The 19,903-nt window shown below is 55.4% G+C and carries 19 protein-coding genes; 13 read left to right on the top strand and 6 right to left on the bottom strand.

Features of this window, described 5'->3' with window-relative positions; genetic code table 11:
* Positions 1-20 precede the first annotated feature (20 nt).
* A complete protein-coding gene (locus tag CZ787_RS10060) occupies positions 21-455 on the top strand; it encodes a type II toxin-antitoxin system RatA family toxin (RefSeq protein ID WP_087108740.1) in 435 nt (144 codons plus the stop codon).
* Positions 445-756 (top strand): RnfH family protein, encoded by a 312-nt coding sequence (locus CZ787_RS10055; protein ID WP_087108738.1) that lies wholly within the window; start codon positions 445-447, stop codon positions 754-756. The genes CZ787_RS10060 and CZ787_RS10055 overlap by 11 nt, the downstream gene beginning before the upstream one ends.
* 5 nt (positions 757-761) lie before the next feature.
* On the opposite strand, the gene CZ787_RS10050 is transcribed toward CZ787_RS10055, so the two are convergent.
* Positions 762-1,232 carry an outer membrane protein assembly factor BamE gene (locus tag CZ787_RS10050; RefSeq protein ID WP_087109136.1) on the bottom strand — a complete coding sequence of 157 codons (471 nt, stop codon included), beginning with the start codon at positions 1,230-1,232 and terminating at the stop codon, positions 762-764.
* Positions 1,233-1,304: 72 nt separating this feature from the next.
* Between CZ787_RS10050 and fur the strand changes: the two genes are divergently transcribed.
* The gene (fur, locus tag CZ787_RS10045; protein WP_018917582.1) at positions 1,305-1,757 is read left to right on the top strand and encodes a ferric iron uptake transcriptional regulator; all 453 of its coding nucleotides are present in this window, start codon (positions 1,305-1,307) and stop codon (positions 1,755-1,757) included.
* 115 nt (positions 1,758-1,872) lie between these two features.
* Here the strand turns inward: fur and recN are convergent, their stop codons facing one another.
* Positions 1,873-3,546 carry a DNA repair protein RecN gene (gene recN / locus CZ787_RS10040; protein ID WP_087108735.1) on the bottom strand — a complete coding sequence of 558 codons (1,674 nt, stop codon included), beginning with the start codon at positions 3,544-3,546 and terminating at the stop codon, positions 1,873-1,875.
* 223 nt (positions 3,547-3,769) lie between these two features.
* Between recN and grpE the strand changes: the two genes are divergently transcribed.
* The 4 genes from grpE (at position 3,770) to CZ787_RS10020 (ending at position 8,721) form a co-directional block, all read left to right on the top strand.
* Positions 3,770-4,399, top strand: a complete 630-nt coding sequence (gene grpE / locus CZ787_RS10035) for a nucleotide exchange factor GrpE (RefSeq protein WP_087108733.1) — start codon at positions 3,770-3,772, stop codon at positions 4,397-4,399.
* Between the two features lie 129 nt (positions 4,400-4,528).
* Positions 4,529-6,460: a molecular chaperone DnaK gene (gene dnaK, locus CZ787_RS10030; RefSeq protein ID WP_087108731.1), complete on the top strand. Its 1,932-nt coding sequence runs from the start codon at positions 4,529-4,531 to the stop codon at positions 6,458-6,460.
* Between the two features lie 111 nt (positions 6,461-6,571).
* A complete protein-coding gene (gene dnaJ, locus CZ787_RS10025) occupies positions 6,572-7,723 on the top strand; it encodes a molecular chaperone DnaJ (protein ID WP_087108729.1) in 1,152 nt (383 codons plus the stop codon).
* 98 nt (positions 7,724-7,821) lie between these two features.
* Entirely contained in the window at positions 7,822-8,721 is a 900-nt protein-coding gene (locus tag CZ787_RS10020; RefSeq protein WP_087108727.1) for a DMT family transporter, read from the top strand.
* Here the strand turns inward: CZ787_RS10020 and CZ787_RS10015 are convergent.
* Genes CZ787_RS10015 through CZ787_RS10005 form a run of 3 tightly spaced genes read right to left on the bottom strand, consistent with a single transcriptional unit; the run spans position 8,699 to position 11,629 of the window.
* Positions 8,699-9,448 (bottom strand): ABC transporter ATP-binding protein, encoded by a 750-nt coding sequence (locus tag CZ787_RS10015; protein ID WP_087108725.1) that lies wholly within the window; start codon positions 9,446-9,448, stop codon positions 8,699-8,701. The two genes, CZ787_RS10020 and CZ787_RS10015, sit on opposite strands and share 23 nt — an antisense overlap.
* A complete protein-coding gene (locus CZ787_RS10010; protein WP_087108723.1) occupies positions 9,442-10,512 on the bottom strand; it encodes a FecCD family ABC transporter permease in 1,071 nt (356 codons plus the stop codon). The genes CZ787_RS10015 and CZ787_RS10010 overlap by 7 nt, the downstream gene beginning before the upstream one ends.
* Positions 10,502-11,629 carry an ABC transporter substrate-binding protein gene (locus CZ787_RS10005; RefSeq protein WP_087108721.1) on the bottom strand — a complete coding sequence of 376 codons (1,128 nt, stop codon included), beginning with the start codon at positions 11,627-11,629 and terminating at the stop codon, positions 10,502-10,504. Before CZ787_RS10005 ends, CZ787_RS10010 begins: the two co-directional genes overlap by 11 nt.
* 288 nt (positions 11,630-11,917) lie before the next feature.
* Here CZ787_RS10005 and CZ787_RS10000 point away from each other — a divergent pair, with 288 nt between their 5' ends.
* From CZ787_RS10000 to greA, 5 genes are all read left to right on the top strand, one after another.
* Positions 11,918-12,202 (top strand): DUF2218 domain-containing protein, encoded by a 285-nt coding sequence (locus CZ787_RS10000; protein ID WP_087108719.1) that lies wholly within the window; start codon positions 11,918-11,920, stop codon positions 12,200-12,202.
* Between the two features lie 183 nt (positions 12,203-12,385).
* Complete coding sequence (gene dapB, locus CZ787_RS09995; protein ID WP_087108717.1) at positions 12,386-13,189, top strand: 4-hydroxy-tetrahydrodipicolinate reductase; 804 nt, start codon at positions 12,386-12,388, stop codon at positions 13,187-13,189.
* A 487-nt stretch (positions 13,190-13,676) separates the two neighbouring features.
* Positions 13,677-14,837, top strand: coding sequence for a glutamine-hydrolyzing carbamoyl-phosphate synthase small subunit (gene carA, locus CZ787_RS09990; protein ID WP_087108715.1), 1,161 nt, complete (start codon positions 13,677-13,679; stop codon positions 14,835-14,837).
* Positions 14,838-14,906: 69 nt separating this feature from the next.
* Complete coding sequence (gene carB / locus CZ787_RS09985; protein WP_087108713.1) at positions 14,907-18,137, top strand: carbamoyl-phosphate synthase large subunit; 3,231 nt, start codon at positions 14,907-14,909, stop codon at positions 18,135-18,137.
* Positions 18,134-18,610, top strand: coding sequence for a transcription elongation factor GreA (gene greA, locus CZ787_RS09980; protein WP_087108711.1), 477 nt, complete (start codon positions 18,134-18,136; stop codon positions 18,608-18,610). Before carB ends, greA begins: the two co-directional genes overlap by 4 nt.
* Before the next feature lie 128 nt (positions 18,611-18,738).
* Here the strand turns inward: greA and yhbY are convergent, their stop codons facing one another.
* Entirely contained in the window at positions 18,739-19,065 is a 327-nt protein-coding gene (yhbY, locus tag CZ787_RS09975) for a ribosome assembly RNA-binding protein YhbY (RefSeq protein WP_087108709.1), read from the bottom strand.
* A 114-nt stretch (positions 19,066-19,179) separates the two neighbouring features.
* On the opposite strand from yhbY, the gene rlmE reads away from it, so the two are divergent.
* Positions 19,180-19,827: a 23S rRNA (uridine(2552)-2'-O)-methyltransferase RlmE gene (gene rlmE / locus CZ787_RS09970; protein ID WP_087109134.1), complete on the top strand. Its 648-nt coding sequence runs from the start codon at positions 19,180-19,182 to the stop codon at positions 19,825-19,827.
* Positions 19,828-19,903: the final 76 nt, after the last annotated feature.

Genomic DNA, 19,903 nt, shown 5'->3' with positions numbered 1-19,903 from the left:
TGAAGTCAGCGGAGAGGTCAATGCCAACCGTCAATCGTTCCGCCCTGGTGCGGCACACCCCCCAGCAAATGTTCGATCTGGTCAACGATTTCGAACACTATCCCGAGTTTTTACCAGGCTGTCGTCAGGCGCGTCTGGTAGAGCGTGACGCCACCCATTTAATTGGGGAAATGACGCTGGGCCGTGCGGGGATAGAGCAAACGATCACTACACGTAACGACCTGTTTGCCCCCGAGCAAATCGAGATGTCGCTGGTAAAAGGGCCATTTAAGCGCTTGAAAGGCCACTGGCGGTTCACTCCGATGGGAGATGATGCTTGCAAGGTGAGTCTGGAAATGGAGTTTGAGTTTGCCAGTCGCCTGCTTAGCATGGCCTTTGGTCGATTGTTCCAGCAAATAGCCGGTCAATTGGTAGACGCTTTCACTAAGCGTGCTGACGAGCTGTATGGACGGTGATCGCCTTCAGGTAGAGGTCGCCTTCGCATTGCCTGCCAAACAGCGCCTAGTGGCGCTGGAAGTACCTGAGGGCACCACTGCCCGGCAGGCGGTAGCGCTTGCTAACCTGCCTCAACTGTTTCCGGAATTGCCCGAAGATACGTTCAACAAGGCGCCGCTGGGTATTTTTGGCAAAGCGCTACGCAACCCCGAGACGCAAACATTGCGCACCGGTGATCGTGTCGAAGTATATCGCCCGCTTGAGATCGACCCTAAAGCCGCCCGCCTGGAACGTGCCAAACGCCAAGCAAGCGGCCAGTAACGTTGTTACTCAGCGCGCAATACGGGCTGAGGTGCGGGTGCTGTCTCCGGTGTTTGCGTGCTTATATTCTCCTGAGGAAGAGTATTCAGCGGGTCAGCGCCTTCAACGGCAGGCCCCAGGCTGGAGTCGGTGCTTAGCGGGAGATCGGTGGAAAAATCGCCCTGCTGCTGAACGTTGGCTAAGCGGCCCATCGGGTCAAAAGTAAGTGTGACGCGTCGCTGTACAACGCCACCGTACGCTTCGTCCAATCGATAGACGTAATCCCACTGGTTTGAATCAAACGGGGCTTCCAACAAAGGGCGGCCCATAACGTAGGTGACCTGCTCCTGCGTCATGCCCGGCTGAAGCTGGCTAACCATTTCTTCGGTTACCAGGTTGCCTTGTGGGATGTCACGTTTGTAAACACCGACGTAACTACAGCCACTTACAACAGTAAGGGCAACGGAAAGCGTAATGATGCGAGTCAATTTTTGCATTTGGACCTGTTCTTCACTATCGTGGTTTCGGTCGATCATACCCGACCTAACCTGTTACTGCGAAGAGCAACCATGGCCGATCAGAACCATGAACTGCGCAAAGCCGGGCTGAAAGTGACCCTGCCGCGCGTCAAGATCCTTCAGATTCTCGAAAATGCTTCGGGTCAACACCACCTTAGCGCAGAAGAAGTGTATAAAACACTGATTGATGCGGGCGAGGATGTTGGCTTGGCAACCGTTTACCGCGTGCTGACGCAATTTGAATCAGCAGGTTTGGTAATTCGTCATAATTTTGACGGTGGCCACGCTGTCTTTGAGATGACGCAAGAAGACCATCACGACCATATGGTGTGTTTGGAAAGTGGTGAAATCATCGAGTTTCTTGATGACATCATTGAACGACGCCAGCAAGAAATTGCAGAAGAGCACGGCTACGAGCTTGTCGATCACGCTCTGGTACTTTACGTACGCCCTCGCGGGTCGGACGTAACGCGCCAGGTTAACGTGTCGATCAATAAAAAATAGGGTTTCCCGCAAACCTGTTTTGGCCGCGACGAAACCCCCATGCCGCTCCTTGTTACAGGGAGCAGCATGGGGGTATTTTGCGTGCCGTTAATTAAAACGTGATTTGATAAAGCTCTTAATGAGGCAGGCGCTGGCTGGCATGCAGCATTTCCTGGGCATGAGCCAGTGTTTGGTCAGAGAGCGTGACCCCGCCCAGCATGCGCGCAAGCTCGCTGATGCGCCCCCGCTCGTCCAGCAAGGCCATATAGGTACGCGTAGAATCTCGCTTGGCACGCTTTTCAATATGCAGGTGCTGATGCGCCTGTGCGGCCACCTGGGGCAGGTGCGTCACGGTCATTACCTGGCCGTTCTGTCCTAACTTGCGCAATAACTGGCCGACAATTTCCGCCGTGGCGCCTGAAATACCCACATCCACTTCGTCAAACACCAGGCTTGGGATCGTCGAATGCGAGGCGGCCACCACCTGAATCGCCAGGCTGATACGCGAAAGCTCACCCCCAGAGGCAACTTTGGCTAGCGGGCGAGCAGGCTGGCCTGGATTGGCGCTGATCAAAAACTGTACGCTATCCAGCCCTTCAGGCGTAGGTGTTTCACGCGAAGCAACGGCCACTTCAAAGCGAGCCTTACCCATGGCCAAAAAGGCTAGCTGCTGCTGAACTTCTTTACCCAGCCGTAGGGCAGCTTTTTGACGGGCATCGCTGATTTTCTTGGCTTCGCTGCGGTAGCGCTCACGGTACTCGGCGACCTGACCGCTCAGCGCTTCAAGATCTTCATCGCTGGTTTCAAGCTGCGCCACTTCACGTTGAAGCGCGCTATGCAAGGCGCATATTTCTTCAGGCGCGACATGATGCTTGCGCGCAATGCGGTGTATGTCAGTCAAACGCTCTTCCACCCACATCAGGCGCTCTGGGTCGAGCTCGGTGCTGCTGGCAAAGTGCTGCAACTCGCTTGCGGCCTCTTCCACCTGAATGCGCGCATCGCTGAGCATGGCGAGCGTATTAGCAAGCGTGCCCTTATCGCTGCCCGGCAGGGCGCTTAAGTGTGCATAAGCTTGATTAAGAAGCGACAGCGCGCCGCCTTCATCGCTGGCGCAGCAGTCGGCAGCCAACTGGGTTTCACGCAGCGTCTCTTCGGCATGCGCAAGGGTCAGTTGCTCCTCTTCAAGCGTCTGTAGTTCGCCTTCACCCAGGCCAAGCTGGTCCAGCTCTTCAACCTGGTAGCGCAGCAGTTGGCGCTTGGCTTCTACTTCACTACCTTCTTCACTGAGCTTTTTAAGCCGTCGTCGCGCATTGCGCCATTCGTGGAAGGTTTCTGCCAGTTGCTGGCGAGCCTCCCGTAGCCCGGCATAATCATCCAGCAGGGCCAGGTGCACCTCTTCACGCATTAACGCTTGATGAGCATGCTGGCCATGAATTTGAATGAGCTGCTCGCCAAGCGATTTTAAGTCCGTGATGGTCGCTGGCTGGCCGTTAATCCACGCTTTTGAACGCCCACTGGCGGTCACTACACGGCGCAGCAGGCATTCGTCGGTGGGGAGCTCGCGGGCTGTGAGCCACTCGACGGCGGCGGGCAGGTGTTGAATGTCGAAACGCGCTGATAGGTCGGTGCGCTCGCAGCCGTGGCGTACGCTGCCAGCATCGGCACGCTCACCAAGGCACAGGCCCAGCGCGCCTAGAAGAATGGATTTGCCTGCACCTGTTTCCCCCGTGATGGCCGTCATGCCGTGGGTTAGGTCAAGCTCAAGGCGGTCGACAATCGCGTAATCTTGAATCGCTAGCTGAGTAAGCATGATGCCTCCTGAGGCGGTGCGACACAGAAGCTGGATACTTATCCAATAAATGTTGTTTTATACAGTAGTTGATAACTGACTTCAATGCTCCTCTTGAGATGGCTTTTATGGCCCCCATATAGCCTCTATACGTGTTTAGGGCTGTTTTAAAACTGATTTATTGATTATTTTTTATGAGCAGTGTTGGGCAGACAAAGCCCGAACCCCTTTTGAGGAGCATGGCATGGCAAAAGAACCGCAAACTCCATTAGATGACGAACTCGCTCGCCAAGAGCGGGAAGCCGATATGAGGGACCAAGAGTCTGAAGAGCGCTTGATTGATGGGGAGCTGGAAGGCCTGATTAACGACGAAGCGCCGCTTGAAGGCAGCTTCGCCGACCCCGAGGCCGACGTACTAGCCGCTCAGGTAAATGAGCTGGAGCAAAACCTGGCAGAAGCCAAGGACCAGGCGTTGCGCGCCGCCGCTGAAGCTCAGAATGTTCGCCGCCGTGCCGAGCAGGAAGCGGACAAGGCACGTAAGTTTGCCTTGGAAAAATTTGTAAAAGAGCTGCTGCCTGTGGTGGATAGCCTGGAAAAAGCGCTTGAATCCATGCAGGACGGCGCCTCTGAGGCGCACCGCGAGGGCGTTTCCATGACGCTCAATATGCAGTTGGGGGTGCTCAATAAATTTGGTGTTGAAAGCATTGAGCCCCAAGGCGAGCCCTTTGACCCCCAAGTGCACGAAGCCATGGCGATGGTGCCGAACCCCGAGCTTGAACCCAATACCGTAATGGAAGTGATGCAGAAAGGTTACCTGCTCAATGGGCGTTTGGTTCGCCCAGCGATGGTTGTGGTCAGTCAGAAGGCAAATTAAGCCGATTAGTGACGCAAAGTGTAAAAAAACCCTTGAAAAGTCACTGGCGGCCCCCAGATAAAGGCCAACCACGCGGGAAATCCCGCACACGTTTTAAGTATTGATACAACTGAATTCGAGGTTTTTGCTATGGGACGCATTATTGGTATTGACCTGGGTACTACCAACTCTTGTGTGGCAGTACTTGATGGCGACAGTGCTAAAGTTATCGAAAATGCTGAAGGTGGCCGTACCACGCCTTCGATCATCGCTTACACCGATGACGGCGAAACCCTGGTAGGCCAGGCAGCCAAGCGCCAAGCCGTTACCAACCCGGAAAACACGCTTTACGCCATCAAGCGTCTGATCGGCCGTCGCTTTAAAGACGATGTTGTTCAAAAAGACATCAAGATGGTGCCCTACAAGATCGCTGAAGCTGACAACGGCGATGCATGGGTAGAAGTAAAAGGTAAAAAAATGGCGCCGCCGCAAGTAAGTGCGGAAGTGCTGAAGAAAATGAAGAAAACCGCCGAAGATTACCTCGGCGAAGCGGTGACGGAAGCGGTCATCACCGTACCGGCTTACTTCAACGACAGCCAGCGTCAGGCCACTAAGGATGCAGGCCGCATCGCGGGGCTGGACGTTAGGCGTATTATCAACGAGCCGACCGCAGCAGCACTCGCCTACGGTATGGACAAGTCACGCGGTGACAAAACCATCGCCGTTTATGACTTGGGTGGCGGTACGTTCGATATCTCGATCATCGAAATTGCCGACGTTGAAGGCGAAACCCAGTTTGAAGTACTCGCCACCAACGGCGACACCTTCCTGGGCGGCGAAGATTTCGACTTGGCGCTGATCAACTACCTGGTTGACCAGTTCAAGTCTGACAGCGGTATTGATCTGTCGGGTGACAACCTGGCCATGCAGCGTCTGAAAGAAGCCGCTGAAAAAGCCAAAATTGAACTTTCAAGCGCCCAGCAGACCGACGTTAACCTGCCCTATATCACGGCTGACAACACTGGCCCGAAACACCTTAACGTTAAGGTGACTCGTGCCAAGCTGGAATCGCTGGTAGAAGAGCTGGTTCAGCGTTCACTTGAGCCCTGCAAAATGGCGCTGAAAGATGCGGGTCTGTCTGCGTCTGAAATCGACGAAGTGATCCTGGTCGGTGGCCAGACACGTATGCCGATGGTGCAGAAGAAAGCCGCTGATTTCTTCGGTAAAGAAGCGCGTAAAGACGTTAACCCTGACGAAGCGGTTGCCGTAGGTGCAGCGATTCAAGGTGGCGTTCTGGGCGGCGACGTGAAAGACGTACTGCTGCTGGACGTAACCCCGCTGACTCTGGGTATCGAAACGATGGGTGGCGTGATGACGCCGTTAATCGACAAGAACACCACCATCCCGACGAAGAAGACGCAAACCTTCTCCACGGCGGATGACAACCAGACGGCCGTGACCATTCACGTCGTTCAAGGTGAGCGTAAGCAAGTGACTCAGAACAAGTCGCTCGGTCGTTTCGACTTGTCTGATATTCCGCCTGCACCGCGCGGTGTTCCGCAGATCGAAGTGGCGTTTGACCTGGACGCCAACGGTATTCTGAACGTTTCTGCCAAAGACAAAGCGACCGGTAAAGAGCAGTCGATTGTCATTAAAGCGTCCAGCGGTCTGACGGATGAAGAGATCGATCAAATGGTACGCGACGCTGAAGCCCACGCTGACGAAGATAAAAAATTCGAAGCGTTGGTACAGCTGCGTAACCAAGCCGATGGCATGATCCACGCAACGCGCAAAACCGTGCAAGAAGCGGGCGACAAAGCGACGGATGATGAGAAACAGGCTATCGAAACCGCCATCAGCGAGCTGGAAGAAGCCGTCAAGACTGACGACACGGACAACATCCAGAAGAAACTGGATGCACTGACCGAAGCGTCTGGTCAGCTGGCGCAGAAGATGTACGCCGAACAGGCGGAAGCTGCTCAGCAGGCGGGTGAAGGTGCTGAAGATGCTAGTACCAAGCAGGAAGATGACGTGGTTGACGCCGAGTACGAAGAAGTCAACGACGATAAAAAGCAGTCGTAACATCCTCTTTCTACCAAGGAAGAAGGTAACGCGGGAGGAGACTCCCGCGTTGCTGTTTCCGCGGTCAAGACGCCTAATCAAGAGCATAGTTAACCAGGAGGCGTAGGACCCATGTCCAAACGCGATTATTACGAAGTCCTGGGTGTCGATAAAGGGGCCGATCAGAAAGAGATCAAAAAGGCCTACCGCCGCCTGGCGCAAAAATTCCACCCTGATCGAAACCCGGACGATGATACTGCCTCGGAAAAATTCCGCGAAGTGTCAGAAGCTTACGAAGTGCTTAGCGATGGCGAAAAACGTGCGGCGTACGACCAGTTTGGTCATGCCGGTGTTGATGGTCAGGGCGGTGGCTTTGGCGGCGGCGGTTTCGGTGGCGGTGGCGCGGGTGACTTTAGCGACATCTTCGGCGATGTGTTTGGTGATATTTTCGGTGGCGCGGGCGGCGGCCGCCGTCGTGGTCCTAATGCGCCCGCACGTGGCTCCGACCTTCGCTACAACCTGGAGTTGGACCTTGAGAGTGCGGTAGCCGGTACCACTGTCGACATCCGTGTACCACGCCACATTGAGTGTGACCGCTGTGATGGCGATGGCGCTGAGCCAGGTTCTTCCAAGGAAACCTGCCCCACGTGTCATGGCCACGGCCAAGTGCGTATGCAGCAGGGCTTTTTCGCGGTACAGCAAACCTGCCCGACCTGTCACGGTAGCGGCCAGCACATCAAAGTGCCGTGCCACAAATGTAACGGCGAAGGCCGTGTGCGTGAAACGCGTACGCTCTCTGTGAAGATTCCGCCGGGTGTTGATACCGGTGATCGTATTCGTCTGAACGGCGAAGGCGAAAGCGGCGTTAATGGTGGCCCAGCGGGCGACCTTTACGTTCAAGTTTCTATCAAAGCGCACCATATCTTCCAGCGCGATGGTAAAAACCTGCACTGCGACGTACCGATCAACTTTGTTGATGCAGCGCTGGGTGGCGAGCTTGAAGTGCCTACGCTGGATGGCCGTGTGAAGCTGAAGATTCCACCGGAGACGCAAACCGGCAAACTCTTCCGTCTACGCGGCAAAGGTGTCAAGCCAGTGCGCGGTGGTGCGCCGGGCGACCTGCTCTGCAAAGTCGTTATCGAAACCCCGGTCAACCTGGGTGAAGAGCAGCGCGATTTGCTGCGTAAATTCCAGGAAAGCCTGGAAGGCAGCAATAGCCACTCACCCAAGAAAACTGGCTTCTTCGACAGCGTTAAGAAGTTCTTTGAAGAGATGAAGCCCTGATTTTGGTGTGACTGCCCTAACGTAATTGTACAATGTTAGGTTCCGTAGACCCTCGGCCCAGGCCGGGGGTTTTTGACGTTTAAGGAACATAAAGCGTAATGGATAGCTTGCAGGACAAGCCCACGTTGGGCATTTGGCTCAGAGTTCTTTCCGGTCTGCTGTTTACCGGCATGCTGGTATGTATTAAAGCGGTGAGTGATGAAGTGCCGGTGGGGCAGTCGGTGTTTTTCCGCTCGTTGTTTGCGCTGTTGCCGATTATGGTTTTTCTGATGATTCGTCGGGAGTTCCCGGGGGGGCTGGCGACGCGTCGTCCGTTGGGCCATGCGCTGCGTTCGGGGTTGGGGGCGGCGGCGATGTTTGCCTCGTTTGCGGCGGTCGCACTGCTGCCCGTTGCCGAGGCAACGCTGTTGGCTCAGCTAACGCCGGTGTTTATGGCGGTGGGCGGGGTGTTATTGCTGGGTGAGCGGTTCTCGTTTTATCGCGCTGGGGCCATTTTGTTGGCGCTTGCCGGTATGGCGGTGCTAGTGCTGCCTGGCCTTAGTGCCAGCTCTGAAAGTGGCCAGATGACCGGCTATGTGTTGGGCGCGCTAAGCGCACTTTTAACGGCAGGGGCGTTGCTTACCGTTAGGCGTATTTCACGTACTGAAACAGCAGCTTCTATCGCCTTTTACTTTATTTTGGTGTCTGCGCTTGCGGGGTTGGCCACGCTGCCGTTGGGGTGGGCAGCGCTGGATACAAAGGCCCTTTGGCTGTTGGTGCTCTCGGGGCTGTTTGGTGGTGCGGCGCATATTGCCATGACGCTGGCACTTCGCTATGCCGAGGCATCGCGGCTTGCACCGTTTGAGTACATTGCGCTGATTTGGCCAGTAGCGGCCGACTGGGTGCTGTTCGGTATTCCGGTATCGAGTAATTTCTTGCTGGCGCTTCCCTTGATGCTCAGTGGGGTGGCGCTCGCCGCCCTGGAAGGGCGGCGGTTTAGACAGCTTCTTCGACGATAAGCTGGGGGCGGCCTTTCGAGCACGGCTCGATACGTGCCGCCACCTTGTACACCTGGCGCAAAAGCTCAGGAGTAATGACCTCTTCTGTGGGGCCGCATGCGATCAGGCGACCGTTTTCAAGCACCATGGAAGCATCGGTAAAGCGCAGCGCATGGCCCAGGTCGTGAAGCGCCACCAGAATCAGCATTTGGCGTTCATCTGCCAAGCGGCGTAAGACCGTTAGCAGGTTGATCTGGCGGTTAAGGTCCAGCGCCGAAGTAGGTTCATCCAGCATCAGAATCTCGGGCTCTTGTACCAGTGCCTGCGCCGCGCTGACCAACTGGCGTTGGCCGCCGCTTAAATCGCCAATGTCACGCTCGCCAAGTGCCGTAATATTAAGCTCTTCAAGTGCCCGGTCCACCTGAGCCAGATCCTCTGGCTGCACTTTCAGGCTGCGCCCTTGCATGCGTGCGAGCAGCACCGACTCATAAACCGTCAACACCGCTTTGGCGCCCGTGTCCTGAGGCATATAGGCCACCGGGCGCTCGGCGCTCGTATGGCGTATAGCGACGTCACCTTCGCCTTTCAGCAAGCCTAGAATACGCCTGAAAAGCGTCGATTTCCCGGCAGCGTTAGGCCCTAGCAGGGCGACCACTTGACCGCCTTGAAAGCAGGGTGTCGTGATATCTTCCAGAATAGAGCGGCGTCCGTAACGGGCCGAAACACGGGTTAGCTGTAGGGTTACCATGAAGCCTTCTTGTGGTTGAGCACCAGAAACAGGAAGAAGGGAATGCCCACCAGCGATGTAATAATACCGATGGGAATAATCGTGCCTGGAATAATGATCTTGGAGATCACCGAGCCCACCGAAAGAATCAGCGCACCGCAAAGTGCTGAACCCGGCAGGAAGAAGCGTTGATCTTCACCCAGCAGGATGCGTGCAATATGTGGCCCCACCAAGCCGATAAACCCGATAGTGCCCACAAATGCCACGGCCACTGCGGCAAGCAGCGATACCAGCACCAGCACTTCCAGACGCAGCGCACGCGGGTTAACGCCCATGCTTTCGGCCTTGGCATCGCCCAGACGCATGGCGGTAAGCGCCCAGCCGTGGCGGGCAAGCAGCGGCATAACGGCGGCAAGAATGCCTAGCGCAATCCAGAATTTGGGCCATGTCGCTTTGGTTAAGCTGCCCATGGTCCAGAACACCACTGCCGAGACGGCTTCCTGGCTTGCAAAAAACTGGATCAGCGCCATTAGTGAGTTGAAGATAAACACCATGGCAATGCCGAGCAGTACGATGGTTTCCACCGTAACGCCGCGTTTAAGGCTCAGCGCGTGGATGAGAAATGCGGTGAACATGGCCATGATAAAGGCGTTGAGCGGCACCACGAACTCAATGGCGGCGGGTACAATCGCCACGCCGAAGGCTAGCCCAAGGGCAGCGCCAAAGCTTGCTCCGGCGGAAATGCCCAGCGTAAAGGGGCTGGCCAGCGGGTTGCTTAGAATGGTCTGCATCTGCGCGCCCGCTACTGAAAGGCTGGCGCCCACCACTAGGGCCATTAGCGCCACCGGCATGCGGATTTCCCAGAGAATGACACGTGCCTGCTGGCTGACGCTTTGGGGGGTCAGCAGAGCGGCGACCACTTCGCCCAGGCTGTAGCGGGCTGGCCCCAGTGCCAAATCAACGCAGAGACTAAACAACAGCGCCACCACCAGCGCCAGAAGAATCATCTGGCGGCGGAATACCTGAGTGCGGTAGAAGGCGCGCCCCTGTGAGTAGCTGTCGGGGGCGATGGTCTCAGTCGTCATGGAGCGATACCCAGTAACCCGGCTCGTAATTAATAGGCAAGAAGCGGTCGTGAAGCTCCTGCATGGTGGCTTCAGGGTCTAAATCTTCAAACAGTGATGGGTGCAGCCATTTGGCGAGCTGCTGAATGGCCACGAAGTAGTAGGGGCTGTTGTAGAACTGGTGCCAAATGGCGTGGAAGTTTCCATCTTCCACTGCCTGGATGCCGGTCATGGCGGTACGCGAGGTCAGCGCTTCAAGCTTGGCGTGAGCGGCTTGCATATCAGAGCCGGGTCCTACGCCTACCCAGGCGCCGCCGGGTACGTAGGCGTCCCAATTACCGCCGGTCACTACAACGTGATCAGGGTTTGCAGCAATGATCTGCTCAGGATTCAGCGTGCCGAAACTGCCGGGAATGATGCCGTCGGCAATATTGATGCCGCCTGCCAGTGTCACGTACTCGCCAAAGTTACCGGGGCCAAAGCTCATGCAGCACTCATCCGAGTAGCCGCCCGCGCGGTCGATAAAGACGCTGGGGCGCTCGGGGTTCGCTTCGTTAATGACATCGGTCACCCGCGCCAGCTGCGCCTCAGCGAAGTCGATAAACTCCTCAGCCGCCGCTTCGTCGTTCATGACCTGGCCCATGATGCGCATGGAGGGAATGGTGTGCTCGATGGGGTCTTCACGAAAATCGACGTAGATGATCGGAATGCCCAGTTGAGCAAGCTTGTCATCATAGGCAGCATCTTCGGTGGCCGCTTTGGCCTCAAGGTTCATAAAGACCACGTCAGGGGTAAGCGAGGCGGCCTGCTCAACGTCGAAGGTGCCGTCTTTAAAGCCGCCAAACGTCGGCAGGGCTTCAATTTCAGGAAAGCGTTCCGCGTAGCGGGCGTAGTTATCAGGGTCTGCTTGGAAAAAATCTTCGCGCCAGCCGACGATATGCGCAAACGGGTCCTCTGGCTCCAGTAGGCCGAGCAAGTAGATCTGGCGACCCTCACCCAGGATAACACGCTCAGCGGGCGCCTCCAGCGTGACTTCGCGGCCAGTAACATCGGTAACGGTAACAGAGTCTGCCGCTGCCGTAGTGCAGCTCACAACCGCTGCCATACCTATCAGCGTTTTTAAAAGAGAGGACGTCATAAGCGTATTGATCACTTGTGGGTGGGTCGGTTGTCAGTGTGCCAGGCTGGAACTGGTGTCAGCGCATGAAAAGCATCGAATATGAAGTTTTTGGGTATAATTCGCATTCTCATAGTGGGGCATTATCATGGAATCCGATGTAGCTGTCGAGATGACATCTGTTACGGTGAGAACATTTTTCAGACGATGCTGAACACGCTGTTGCGCTATCAAGGCATTTAACTGTTTGGCGGCTATCCCAGTTACCCATAAGCTAGAGGTAACACCCTTTATCCAGTGGAGAATTCTATGCCTTTATCACGTGCTGAAATTGCGACTGCATCAGGCGAGCGCATCATTAACCGGCTTTGCAAGCACTGGGCGCATAAGTTGGAGGTTGAGCACAGCCAGCAGGAGGGCAGGATTGTATTTCCTGACAAAGGCACCTGCTTGTTGCACGCAGAAGCTGACAAGTTGCTGGTGTCTATCGAAGCCCTGGAAGAGGAGCATCTGGATCAGTTGGAAGGCGTGGTGGAAAATCACCTTGTGCGCATGGCGAAAGACGAGGAGCTGATTGTCGTTTGGCAGAATTAACGGTTTTGGAAGACATGGCTTTAGAAGACATGCTTTTAGAAGCCAGCGTTTGAAAACCAGTGGCAGAAAAATCAGGCCGCCTGAAACACAAGCACAGCACTGCTTGAAGCGTCTGTTATAATCGCCGCCTGGTTACTATTCAGCTTGATTCGACGTAATTGATTGCAAAATGTAGGAGTTCGCATGACCCGAGTTGCCATTGTAGGCGTGGCTGGCCGAATGGGCCGTACGCTGGTAAGCGCTATTGAACAGGATGCTGGCGCTACGCTCGCCGGTGGGATTGTCGAGCCGGGCAGCTCGTTGGCAGGTGCGGATATTGGTGAGTTAGCGGGCGTGGGCAAGCGCGGTGTTAGCGCAGTCGATTCCCTTGACGCAATCGTTAACGACTTCGATGTGCTGATCGACTTTACCGCTCCCCAGGTGACGCTGGCTAATCTGGCGTTTTGTGCCAAGCACGATAAGCGCATGGTGATTGGCACCACGGGCATGAGCGATGATGAGCTTGCCCAGTTGGATAGCTACCGCGATAAGGTTGCGATGGTATTCGCGCCCAATATGAGCGTTGGAGTAAACCTTACGCTCAAACTTCTGGAAACCGCCGCTAAAGCGTTAGGCGATGAAGGCTACGATATCGAAATCATCGAGTCGCATCACCGCCACAAGGTGGATGCGCCCTCCGGCACTGCGATTAAAATGGGCGAAGTGGTGGCTGATAGCCTCGGGCGTACCTTAAAAGAACACGGCGTGTTTGAGCGAGTAGGCCAGTGCGGTCCGCGTACCGATAAAGAGATTGGCTTTGCCACTGTACGCGCGGGCGATATCGTCGGCGAGCACACGGTAATGTTCGCCACCGAAGGCGAGCGCATCGAAATTACCCACAAGGCTTCCAGCCGCATGACGTTTGCCAAAGGCGCTGTACGCGCGGCGCGCTGGGTCGCAGGTCAAAAGCATGGCCGTTACGACATGCAGGATGTGTTAGGGCTTTAGTGAGAAGCATTTCATCGATACTTAACCCGCTTTATAAGCGCACCACACGTCGCGGGTTTTTATAGGTAGTCAAGGGCCAAAAAATGCTGTAACATTCCATAAATTTTGGCCGGGTGGCCCATGAGAAACAGACGGCGCGCTTGTTGCGTTGGTCAGCCCACTGCCTACTCAGGTTCGCTACAGCGAGATTAGTTACACTGTCTGTATTGCCTTTGGCATATAGACCCAGCATCACAGGCCTGAGATGCTCAGAACAACAAGCGGGATGAAACCGATTTTTTCTTTATCGGCTTCGTCCCGCTTTTTTACGACCCGAGTTTTAAGCATTTGATACTGAAGTTTTGGTAGCTGGGTTTCAACACCGGGTTTAAAAAAACCAGACTTCAAACATTAATCTCGATTCTGGTGAGGGCATCCTGCGGATGCTTTCAGCCAGTATCGCTGAGCCTGCGCCCACAGGCTCCCACCAGCATGGGAGGACCTTGACTTGAATAACCCCGCATTTAGCAAACCTGCGATTTTGGCCCTGGAAGACGGCAGCGTGTTTCATGGAATCGCCATTGGCGCGGACGGATTAACAAGCGGTGAGGTAGTGTTCAATACAGCCATGACCGGCTATCAAGAAATCCTGACTGACCCCTCCTATACCCGCCAGATCGTAACGCTCACTTACCCCCATATCGGCAATACCGGCATTAACGCTGAAGACATTGAGTCAGCTTCCATTGCCGCCGCCGGTTTGGTAATCCGCGATTTACCCCTGATGGCCAGCAGTTTCCGCTCTGAGCAAACGCTGTCTGACTATCTGGCAAGCCAAAACGTTGTGGGTATCGCTGATGTTGATACCCGCCGCCTGACGCGTATTTTGCGCGATAAAGGTGCCCAGAACGGTGCGATTTTGGCAGGCGAAGACGCACAAGGTGATGATGCCGTTGAGCGCGCTTTGGCGGCCGCCAAGGCCTTTCCTGGTTTGAAAGGTATGGACCTGGCCAAAGAAGTCTCCTGTAAAGAGGCTTATGAGTGGACAGAAGGTGAGTGGACGCTGGGCGAAGGCTATGCTGATGCAACGAAAGGCGAGCGCCCTTACCATGTTGTGGCGTTTGATTACGGCGTGAAATTCAACATTCTGCGCATGCTGGCTGCCCGCGGCTGCCGCCTGACGGTGGTGCCAGCGCAAACGAGTGCTGCTGACGTGCTGGCGATGAATCCGGACGGTGTTTTCCTGGCCAACGGCCCAGGTGACCCCGAACCCTGCGATTACGCCATCAAAGCCATTCAGGACGTACTCGAAACGGACACGCCGGTGTTCGGTATTTGCCTGGGCCACCAGTTGCTCGCGCTCGCCTCGGGTGCCAAAACCGTCAAAATGAATCATGGCCACCACGGTGCTAACCACCCGGTTCAGGATTTGGACACGGGCGCTGTGATGATTACCAGCCAGAACCATGGTTTTGCCGCCGATGAAACGAGTCTTCCGGCTAATTTGCGCGCCACCCATCGTTCGCTGTTCGACGGCACACTGCAGGGTATTGAGCGCACCGACCGACCCGCATTTAGTTTTCAGGGTCACCCGGAAGCCAGCCCTGGCCCGCGTGATGTAGCGCCGCTGTTTGATCGCTTCATCACGATGATGCAGGCACGTCGCTAGCACAGGCTTTGCTTCATCACTGTATGCCGCTTTTGTCGCTCTTCGTCACCATTTTTTGCGGGAACCGTTATGCCTAAGCGTACCGACTTAAACAGTATTTTGATCATTGGCGCTGGCCCGATTGTTATCGGTCAGGCCTGCGAATTCGACTACTCCGGCGCCCAGGCGTGTAAGGCGCTGCGCGAGGAGGGGTTCCGGGTTATTTTGGTGAACTCCAACCCGGCCACCATCATGACCGACCCGGCCATGGCGGATGCTACCTACATCGAGCCGATTACCTGGCAGGCCGTTGAGAAGATCATCGAAGCTGAAAAGCCCGATGCCATTCTGCCCACCATGGGTGGTCAGACCGCGCTTAACTGTGCACTGGATCTGGAAAAACATGGCGTGTTGGAAAAGCACGGCGTGGAGATGATCGGTGCCAACGCCGACGCCATCAACATGGCCGAAGACCGTGACCTGTTTGACCAGGCCATGAAGCGTATTGGCCTTGAGTGCCCGAAAGCGAAAGTCGCGCACACCATGAGTGAGGCCTGGGAAATTCAAGCCGAGCTTGGCTTTCCGACCATTATTCGGCCTTCCTACACCATGGGCGGTTCCGGTGGCGGCGTGGCATACAACAAGGAAGAGTTTGAAGAGATTTGTACGCGTGGTTTCGAGCTTTCCAATAACCACGAGCTGCTGATTGATGAGTCGCTGCTGGGGTGGAAAGAGTACGAGATGGAGGTTGTACGCGACAAAAATGATAACTGCATCATTGTCTGTGCGATTGAAAACTTTGACCCGATGGGTGTGCATACCGGCGACTCGATTACTGTCGCGCCGGCACAAACGCTGACGGACAAAGAGTACCAGATCATGCGCGACGCAAGCCTTGCGGTGCTGCGCGAGATTGGTGTGGAAACCGGTGGCTCCAACGTGCAGTTCGGTATGGACCCGAAAACCGGCCGCCTGGTCGTGATCGAGATGAACCCGCGGGTGTCACGCTCTTCTGCACTGGCGTCCAAGGCAACCGGCTTCCCGATTGCCAAAATCGCCGCCAAGCTGGCGATTGGTTACACCCTGGATGAGCTGCAAAACGATATTACCGGTGGGCGCACGCCAGCGTCGTTCGAGCCGTCTATCGACTACGTGGTCACCAAGATCCCGCGCTTCACGTTTGAGAAGTTTCCGCAGGCCAATGATCGCCTGACGACTCAGATGAAATCGGTGGGCGAGGTCATGGCCATTGGCCGTACCTTCCAGGAGTCGCTGCAAAAAGCACTGCGCGGCACGGAAACCGGTAACGACGGCCTCGACCCGATTATTACCGACTTCAACCCGGAAAATATGGCCCTGATCAAGGGTGAGCTTCAGGCGGCAGGCGCTGAGCGTATCTTCTATGTTGCCGATGCCATGCGTTCGGGCATGAGCGTGGATGACGTCTTCGCGCTGACTAATATCGACCCCTGGTTCCTGGCCCAGATGGAAGACCTGGTGCTGACGGAAGCCGCCGTTGCCAAGCGCTCGCTAAGCGATTTCTCTGCGCGCGAACTCTATCAGCTCAAGCGCAAAGGCTTTGGCGATGCGCGCCTGGCCAAGCTGTTGGGCGTGAGCGAAAAAGAGTTCCGCCAAACGCGTCAGGCCGCCGGTATTCGTCCGGTCTACAAGCGCGTGGATACTTGCGCCGCCGAGTTCGCTTCTGATACCGCCTACATGTACTCCACGTATGAAGAGGAGTGTGAAGCGGACGTATCTGATCGCCAGAAGATCATGGTGCTGGGTGGCGGGCCGAACCGTATTGGTCAAGGCATCGAGTTTGACTACTGCTGTGTTCACGCTGCGTTCGCCATGCGCGATGACGGCTATGAAACCATCATGGTCAACTGCAACCCGGAAACCGTGTCGACCGATTACGATACCTCTGATCGTCTCTACTTCGAGCCGGTAACGCTTGAAGACGTGCTTGAAATTGCCGACAAAGAGAAGCCGGTCGGCGTGATCGTCCAGTTCGGTGGCCAAACGCCGCTGAAACTGGCTCGTGAGCTGGAAGCGGCTGGTGTGCCGATTATCGGCACCACGCCGGATGCCATCGACCGCGCCGAAGACCGCGAGCGCTTCCAGGTGATGATCGAAAAGCTCGGCCTGAAGCAGCCGCTTAACGCCACCGCGCGCAGCTTTGAAGAAGCCTTCGTCAAGGCGGAAACCATTGGTTACCCGCTGGTGGTGCGTCCTAGTTACGTGTTGGGTGGTCGGGCAATGGAGATCGTCTACGACGCTTCTGAGCTTGAGAACTACATGACCAATGCGGTCAAAGTCTCCAACGACTCGCCGGTGCTGCTCGATCACTTCCTGAGTGCTGCCATTGAGATCGACATTGATGCGGTTTCAGACGGTCAGCAGGTAGTGATTGGCGGCATCATGCAGCACGTAGAGCAAGCGGGCGTTCACTCCGGTGACTCCGCCTGTGCGCTGCCGCCTTACTCGCTGCCCGCCGATGTGCAGGATGAGATGCGCGAGCAGGTCAAGCAGATGGCCGTGGAGCTTGGCGTAAAGGGCTTAATGAACGTGCAGCTTGCCTGGCAGGATGGCGAGATCTACGTGATTGAAGTTAACCCACGTGCTTCACGTACCGTGCCGTTTGTATCCAAATGCATTGGTATTTCGCTTGCCCAGATTGCGGCACGCTGCATGGCGGGCACGACACTTGCCGAGCAGGGCTTTGAGCGCGAAATCATTCCGCACTTCTATAGCGTGAAAGAGGCGGTTTTCCCGTTCAACAAGTTCCAGGGTGTTGATCCGATTCTGTCGCCGGAGATGAAGTCTACCGGTGAAGTGATGGGTTCAGGCGAGACCTTTGCAGAAGCGTTCTTTAAGGCGCAGCTGGGCGCGGGCGAAGCGATTCCGGCGCTTGAGGGTGATCGCAAGGCGTTCCTTTCCGTGCGTGAGCCGGATAAGGCGGGGATTATCGAAGTCGCTCGTTCTCTGCTAACATTAGGCTTCACACTATGCGCGACACGCGGCACAGCCGAAGCACTGGAAGCCGCTGGGCTTGCGGTCGAGCACGTCAATAAAGTCTATGAAGGTCGTCCCCATATCGTCGATCTGCTTAAGAACGACGAAATCGCCTACATCGTGAACACTACCGAGGGTCGTCAGGCTATTAATGACTCTTCGGTCATTCGCCGTACTGCTCTTGCGCGCAAGGTGCCCTATGCAACCACCTTGGCGGGCGCTAATGCCGTTTGTATGGCACTTGAGTACGGTAGGGAGATTACGGTGCGTCGCCTTCAGGATCTGCATGCAGGAGCAAGTCAATGAACAAGGTCCCGATGACGGTTGCGGGTGAAAAAAGCCTTCGCGAAGAACTCAATCATCTTAAGGGCGAAGCGCGCCCACGAGTGATTGCATCGATTGCCGAAGCGCGTGAGCACGGCGACCTTAAGGAGAACGCCGAATACCACGCTGCCCGTGAACAACAGGGGTTTATCGAAGGTCGTATTCAGGAGATCGAGAGCAAGCTTTCGGTAGCGCAGGTGATTGATATCACCAAGCTGCCTAATACAGGGAAAGTGATCTTTGGTGTCACGGTCTCTCTGCTCAACCTGGATACGGATGCCAGCGTGACCTACCGCATTGTGGGCGAAGATGAGGCAGATATTAAGTCTGGCCGTATTTCCGTTACGTCCCCCATTGCACGTGCGCTGATCGGTAAAGAAGAGGGCGACGTTGCCGTGGTGAAAACACCCGGTGGCGACGTTGAGTATGAGATCGAAAGCGTTGAATATGTCTAAGCGCTAGGTCTATAGAGCTAGTGGGTGCCCAGCTTAATGGGCGCCCATAAAAAAGCCCGCTTATCAGGTTGATATCAACCGAGTCGCGGGCTTTTTATCGTTCTTTGTAACAACCAGTCAGTGGTGCTTTAGTGGCGGCCGTGGTGACCCTCGAAGCGTGAAACGTTAGAGAGCTTCGGATTGGCTTTAGGGTTTTTGCGATAAAGCAGTGCCATTTTGCCAATCGTTTGCACGACGTCGGCGCGGCTGCCGGTGACCAGTTCGTTTAGCATGGCCGCACGGTCGTCACGCTCAGGCAGGGCAAGTTTCACCTTGATAAGCTCGTGATCGTTGAGCGCGCGGTTGAGTTCTGTGAGCAAATTTTCGGAGACGCCGTTTTCAGAAACGGTGACCACTGGGTTCAAATGGTGGCCAATGCTGCGAAATGCTTTCTTTTGTGCCTGTGACAAGCTCATGGTATCTTGCGGTATCCCGGTTAGCGCTTAACGTTCCATCTTACGGTGAAATGCCACCAAGTGAAAGCTATCGCGTTAACGCGCCTATCTCTTATTGCAGTGTTAGATTCTGATATGCAGCAAAAGCCCCCGAACCGTAAACATTCAGTGAGCAAAACCAGCAACAACTGGAAGAAAGAGCACTTTGATGACCAGTACGTGAAACAGAGTTGGCAGGATGGTTATCGCTCTCGCGCAAGCTATAAACTGCTGGAGCTGGATGAAAAAGATAAGCTGTTTCGCCCGGGCATGACGATCATTGATCTGGGCGCGGCACCTGGCGGTTGGAGCCAGATCGCTGCTGAGAAAGTCGGTATGGATGGCGTGGTGATCGCCTCTGACATACTGGAGATGGATGCGCTGGCAGGGGTGGACTTTATTCAAGGCGATTTTACGGAAGAGTCAGTGCTTAATGCGATTCTTGAACGGCTGGGAAATCGTCAGGTAGACCTTGTGATGTCCGACATGGCCCCCAATATGAGTGGTATGGCTGCGATTGACCAGCCTCAGGCCATGTACCTTGTAGAGCTGGCGCTAGAGCTCGCCCGTGAGACACTGCCCCCCAAAGGCCGCTTTTTGGCCAAGGTGTTTCAGGGGGAAGGGTTTGATGCCTACCTTAAAGAATTGCGCGGCAGTTTTGATCGTGTCGTGATCCGTAAGCCAGATGCCTCGCGGGCTCGTTCGCGGGAAGTCTACTTTCTAGCGGAGGGGTTTCGCGGCTAAAATGACAGGTTGTGCATAGCAAAGATTTATCATCGCGATTGCCAGACAGGCAGGCGCAAGGTGTGTCACATTATAC

This window comes from Halomonas citrativorans (assembly GCF_900163645.1).
GTDB lineage: Bacteria > Pseudomonadota > Gammaproteobacteria > Pseudomonadales > Halomonadaceae > Vreelandella > Vreelandella citrativorans.
The sequence above is the reverse complement of the archived record's forward strand: the minus strand, read 5'-3'. Positions and strand labels throughout refer to the sequence as shown.

Bases quoted from the DNA above. Each gene is read 5' to 3' on its own strand.
- CZ787_RS10060 (WP_087108740.1), top strand. From the start codon at position 21: ATGCCAACCGTCAATCGTTCCGCCCTGGTGCGGCACACCCCCCAGCAA.
- CZ787_RS10055 (WP_087108738.1), top strand. From the start codon at position 445: ATGGACGGTGATCGCCTTCAGGTAGAGGTCGCCTTCGCATTGCCTGCC.
- CZ787_RS10050 (WP_087109136.1), bottom strand. From the start codon at position 1,232: ATGCAAAAATTGACTCGCATCATTACGCTTTCCGTTGCCCTTACTGTT.
- fur (WP_018917582.1), top strand. From the start codon at position 1,305: ATGGCCGATCAGAACCATGAACTGCGCAAAGCCGGGCTGAAAGTGACC.
- recN (WP_087108735.1), bottom strand. From the start codon at position 3,546: ATGCTTACTCAGCTAGCGATTCAAGATTACGCGATTGTCGACCGCCTT.
- grpE (WP_087108733.1), top strand. From the start codon at position 3,770: ATGGCAAAAGAACCGCAAACTCCATTAGATGACGAACTCGCTCGCCAA.
- dnaK (WP_087108731.1), top strand. From the start codon at position 4,529: ATGGGACGCATTATTGGTATTGACCTGGGTACTACCAACTCTTGTGTG.
- dnaJ (WP_087108729.1), top strand. From the start codon at position 6,572: ATGTCCAAACGCGATTATTACGAAGTCCTGGGTGTCGATAAAGGGGCC.
- CZ787_RS10020 (WP_087108727.1), top strand. From the start codon at position 7,822: ATGGATAGCTTGCAGGACAAGCCCACGTTGGGCATTTGGCTCAGAGTT.
- CZ787_RS10015 (WP_087108725.1), bottom strand. From the start codon at position 9,448: ATGGTAACCCTACAGCTAACCCGTGTTTCGGCCCGTTACGGACGCCGC.
- CZ787_RS10010 (WP_087108723.1), bottom strand. From the start codon at position 10,512: ATGACGACTGAGACCATCGCCCCCGACAGCTACTCACAGGGGCGCGCC.
- CZ787_RS10005 (WP_087108721.1), bottom strand. From the start codon at position 11,629: ATGACGTCCTCTCTTTTAAAAACGCTGATAGGTATGGCAGCGGTTGTG.
- CZ787_RS10000 (WP_087108719.1), top strand. From the start codon at position 11,918: ATGCCTTTATCACGTGCTGAAATTGCGACTGCATCAGGCGAGCGCATC.
- dapB (WP_087108717.1), top strand. From the start codon at position 12,386: ATGACCCGAGTTGCCATTGTAGGCGTGGCTGGCCGAATGGGCCGTACG.
- carB (WP_087108713.1), top strand. From the start codon at position 14,907: ATGCCTAAGCGTACCGACTTAAACAGTATTTTGATCATTGGCGCTGGC.
- greA (WP_087108711.1), top strand. From the start codon at position 18,134: ATGAACAAGGTCCCGATGACGGTTGCGGGTGAAAAAAGCCTTCGCGAA.
- yhbY (WP_087108709.1), bottom strand. From the start codon at position 19,065: ATGAGCTTGTCACAGGCACAAAAGAAAGCATTTCGCAGCATTGGCCAC.
- rlmE (WP_087109134.1), top strand. From the start codon at position 19,180: ATGCAGCAAAAGCCCCCGAACCGTAAACATTCAGTGAGCAAAACCAGC.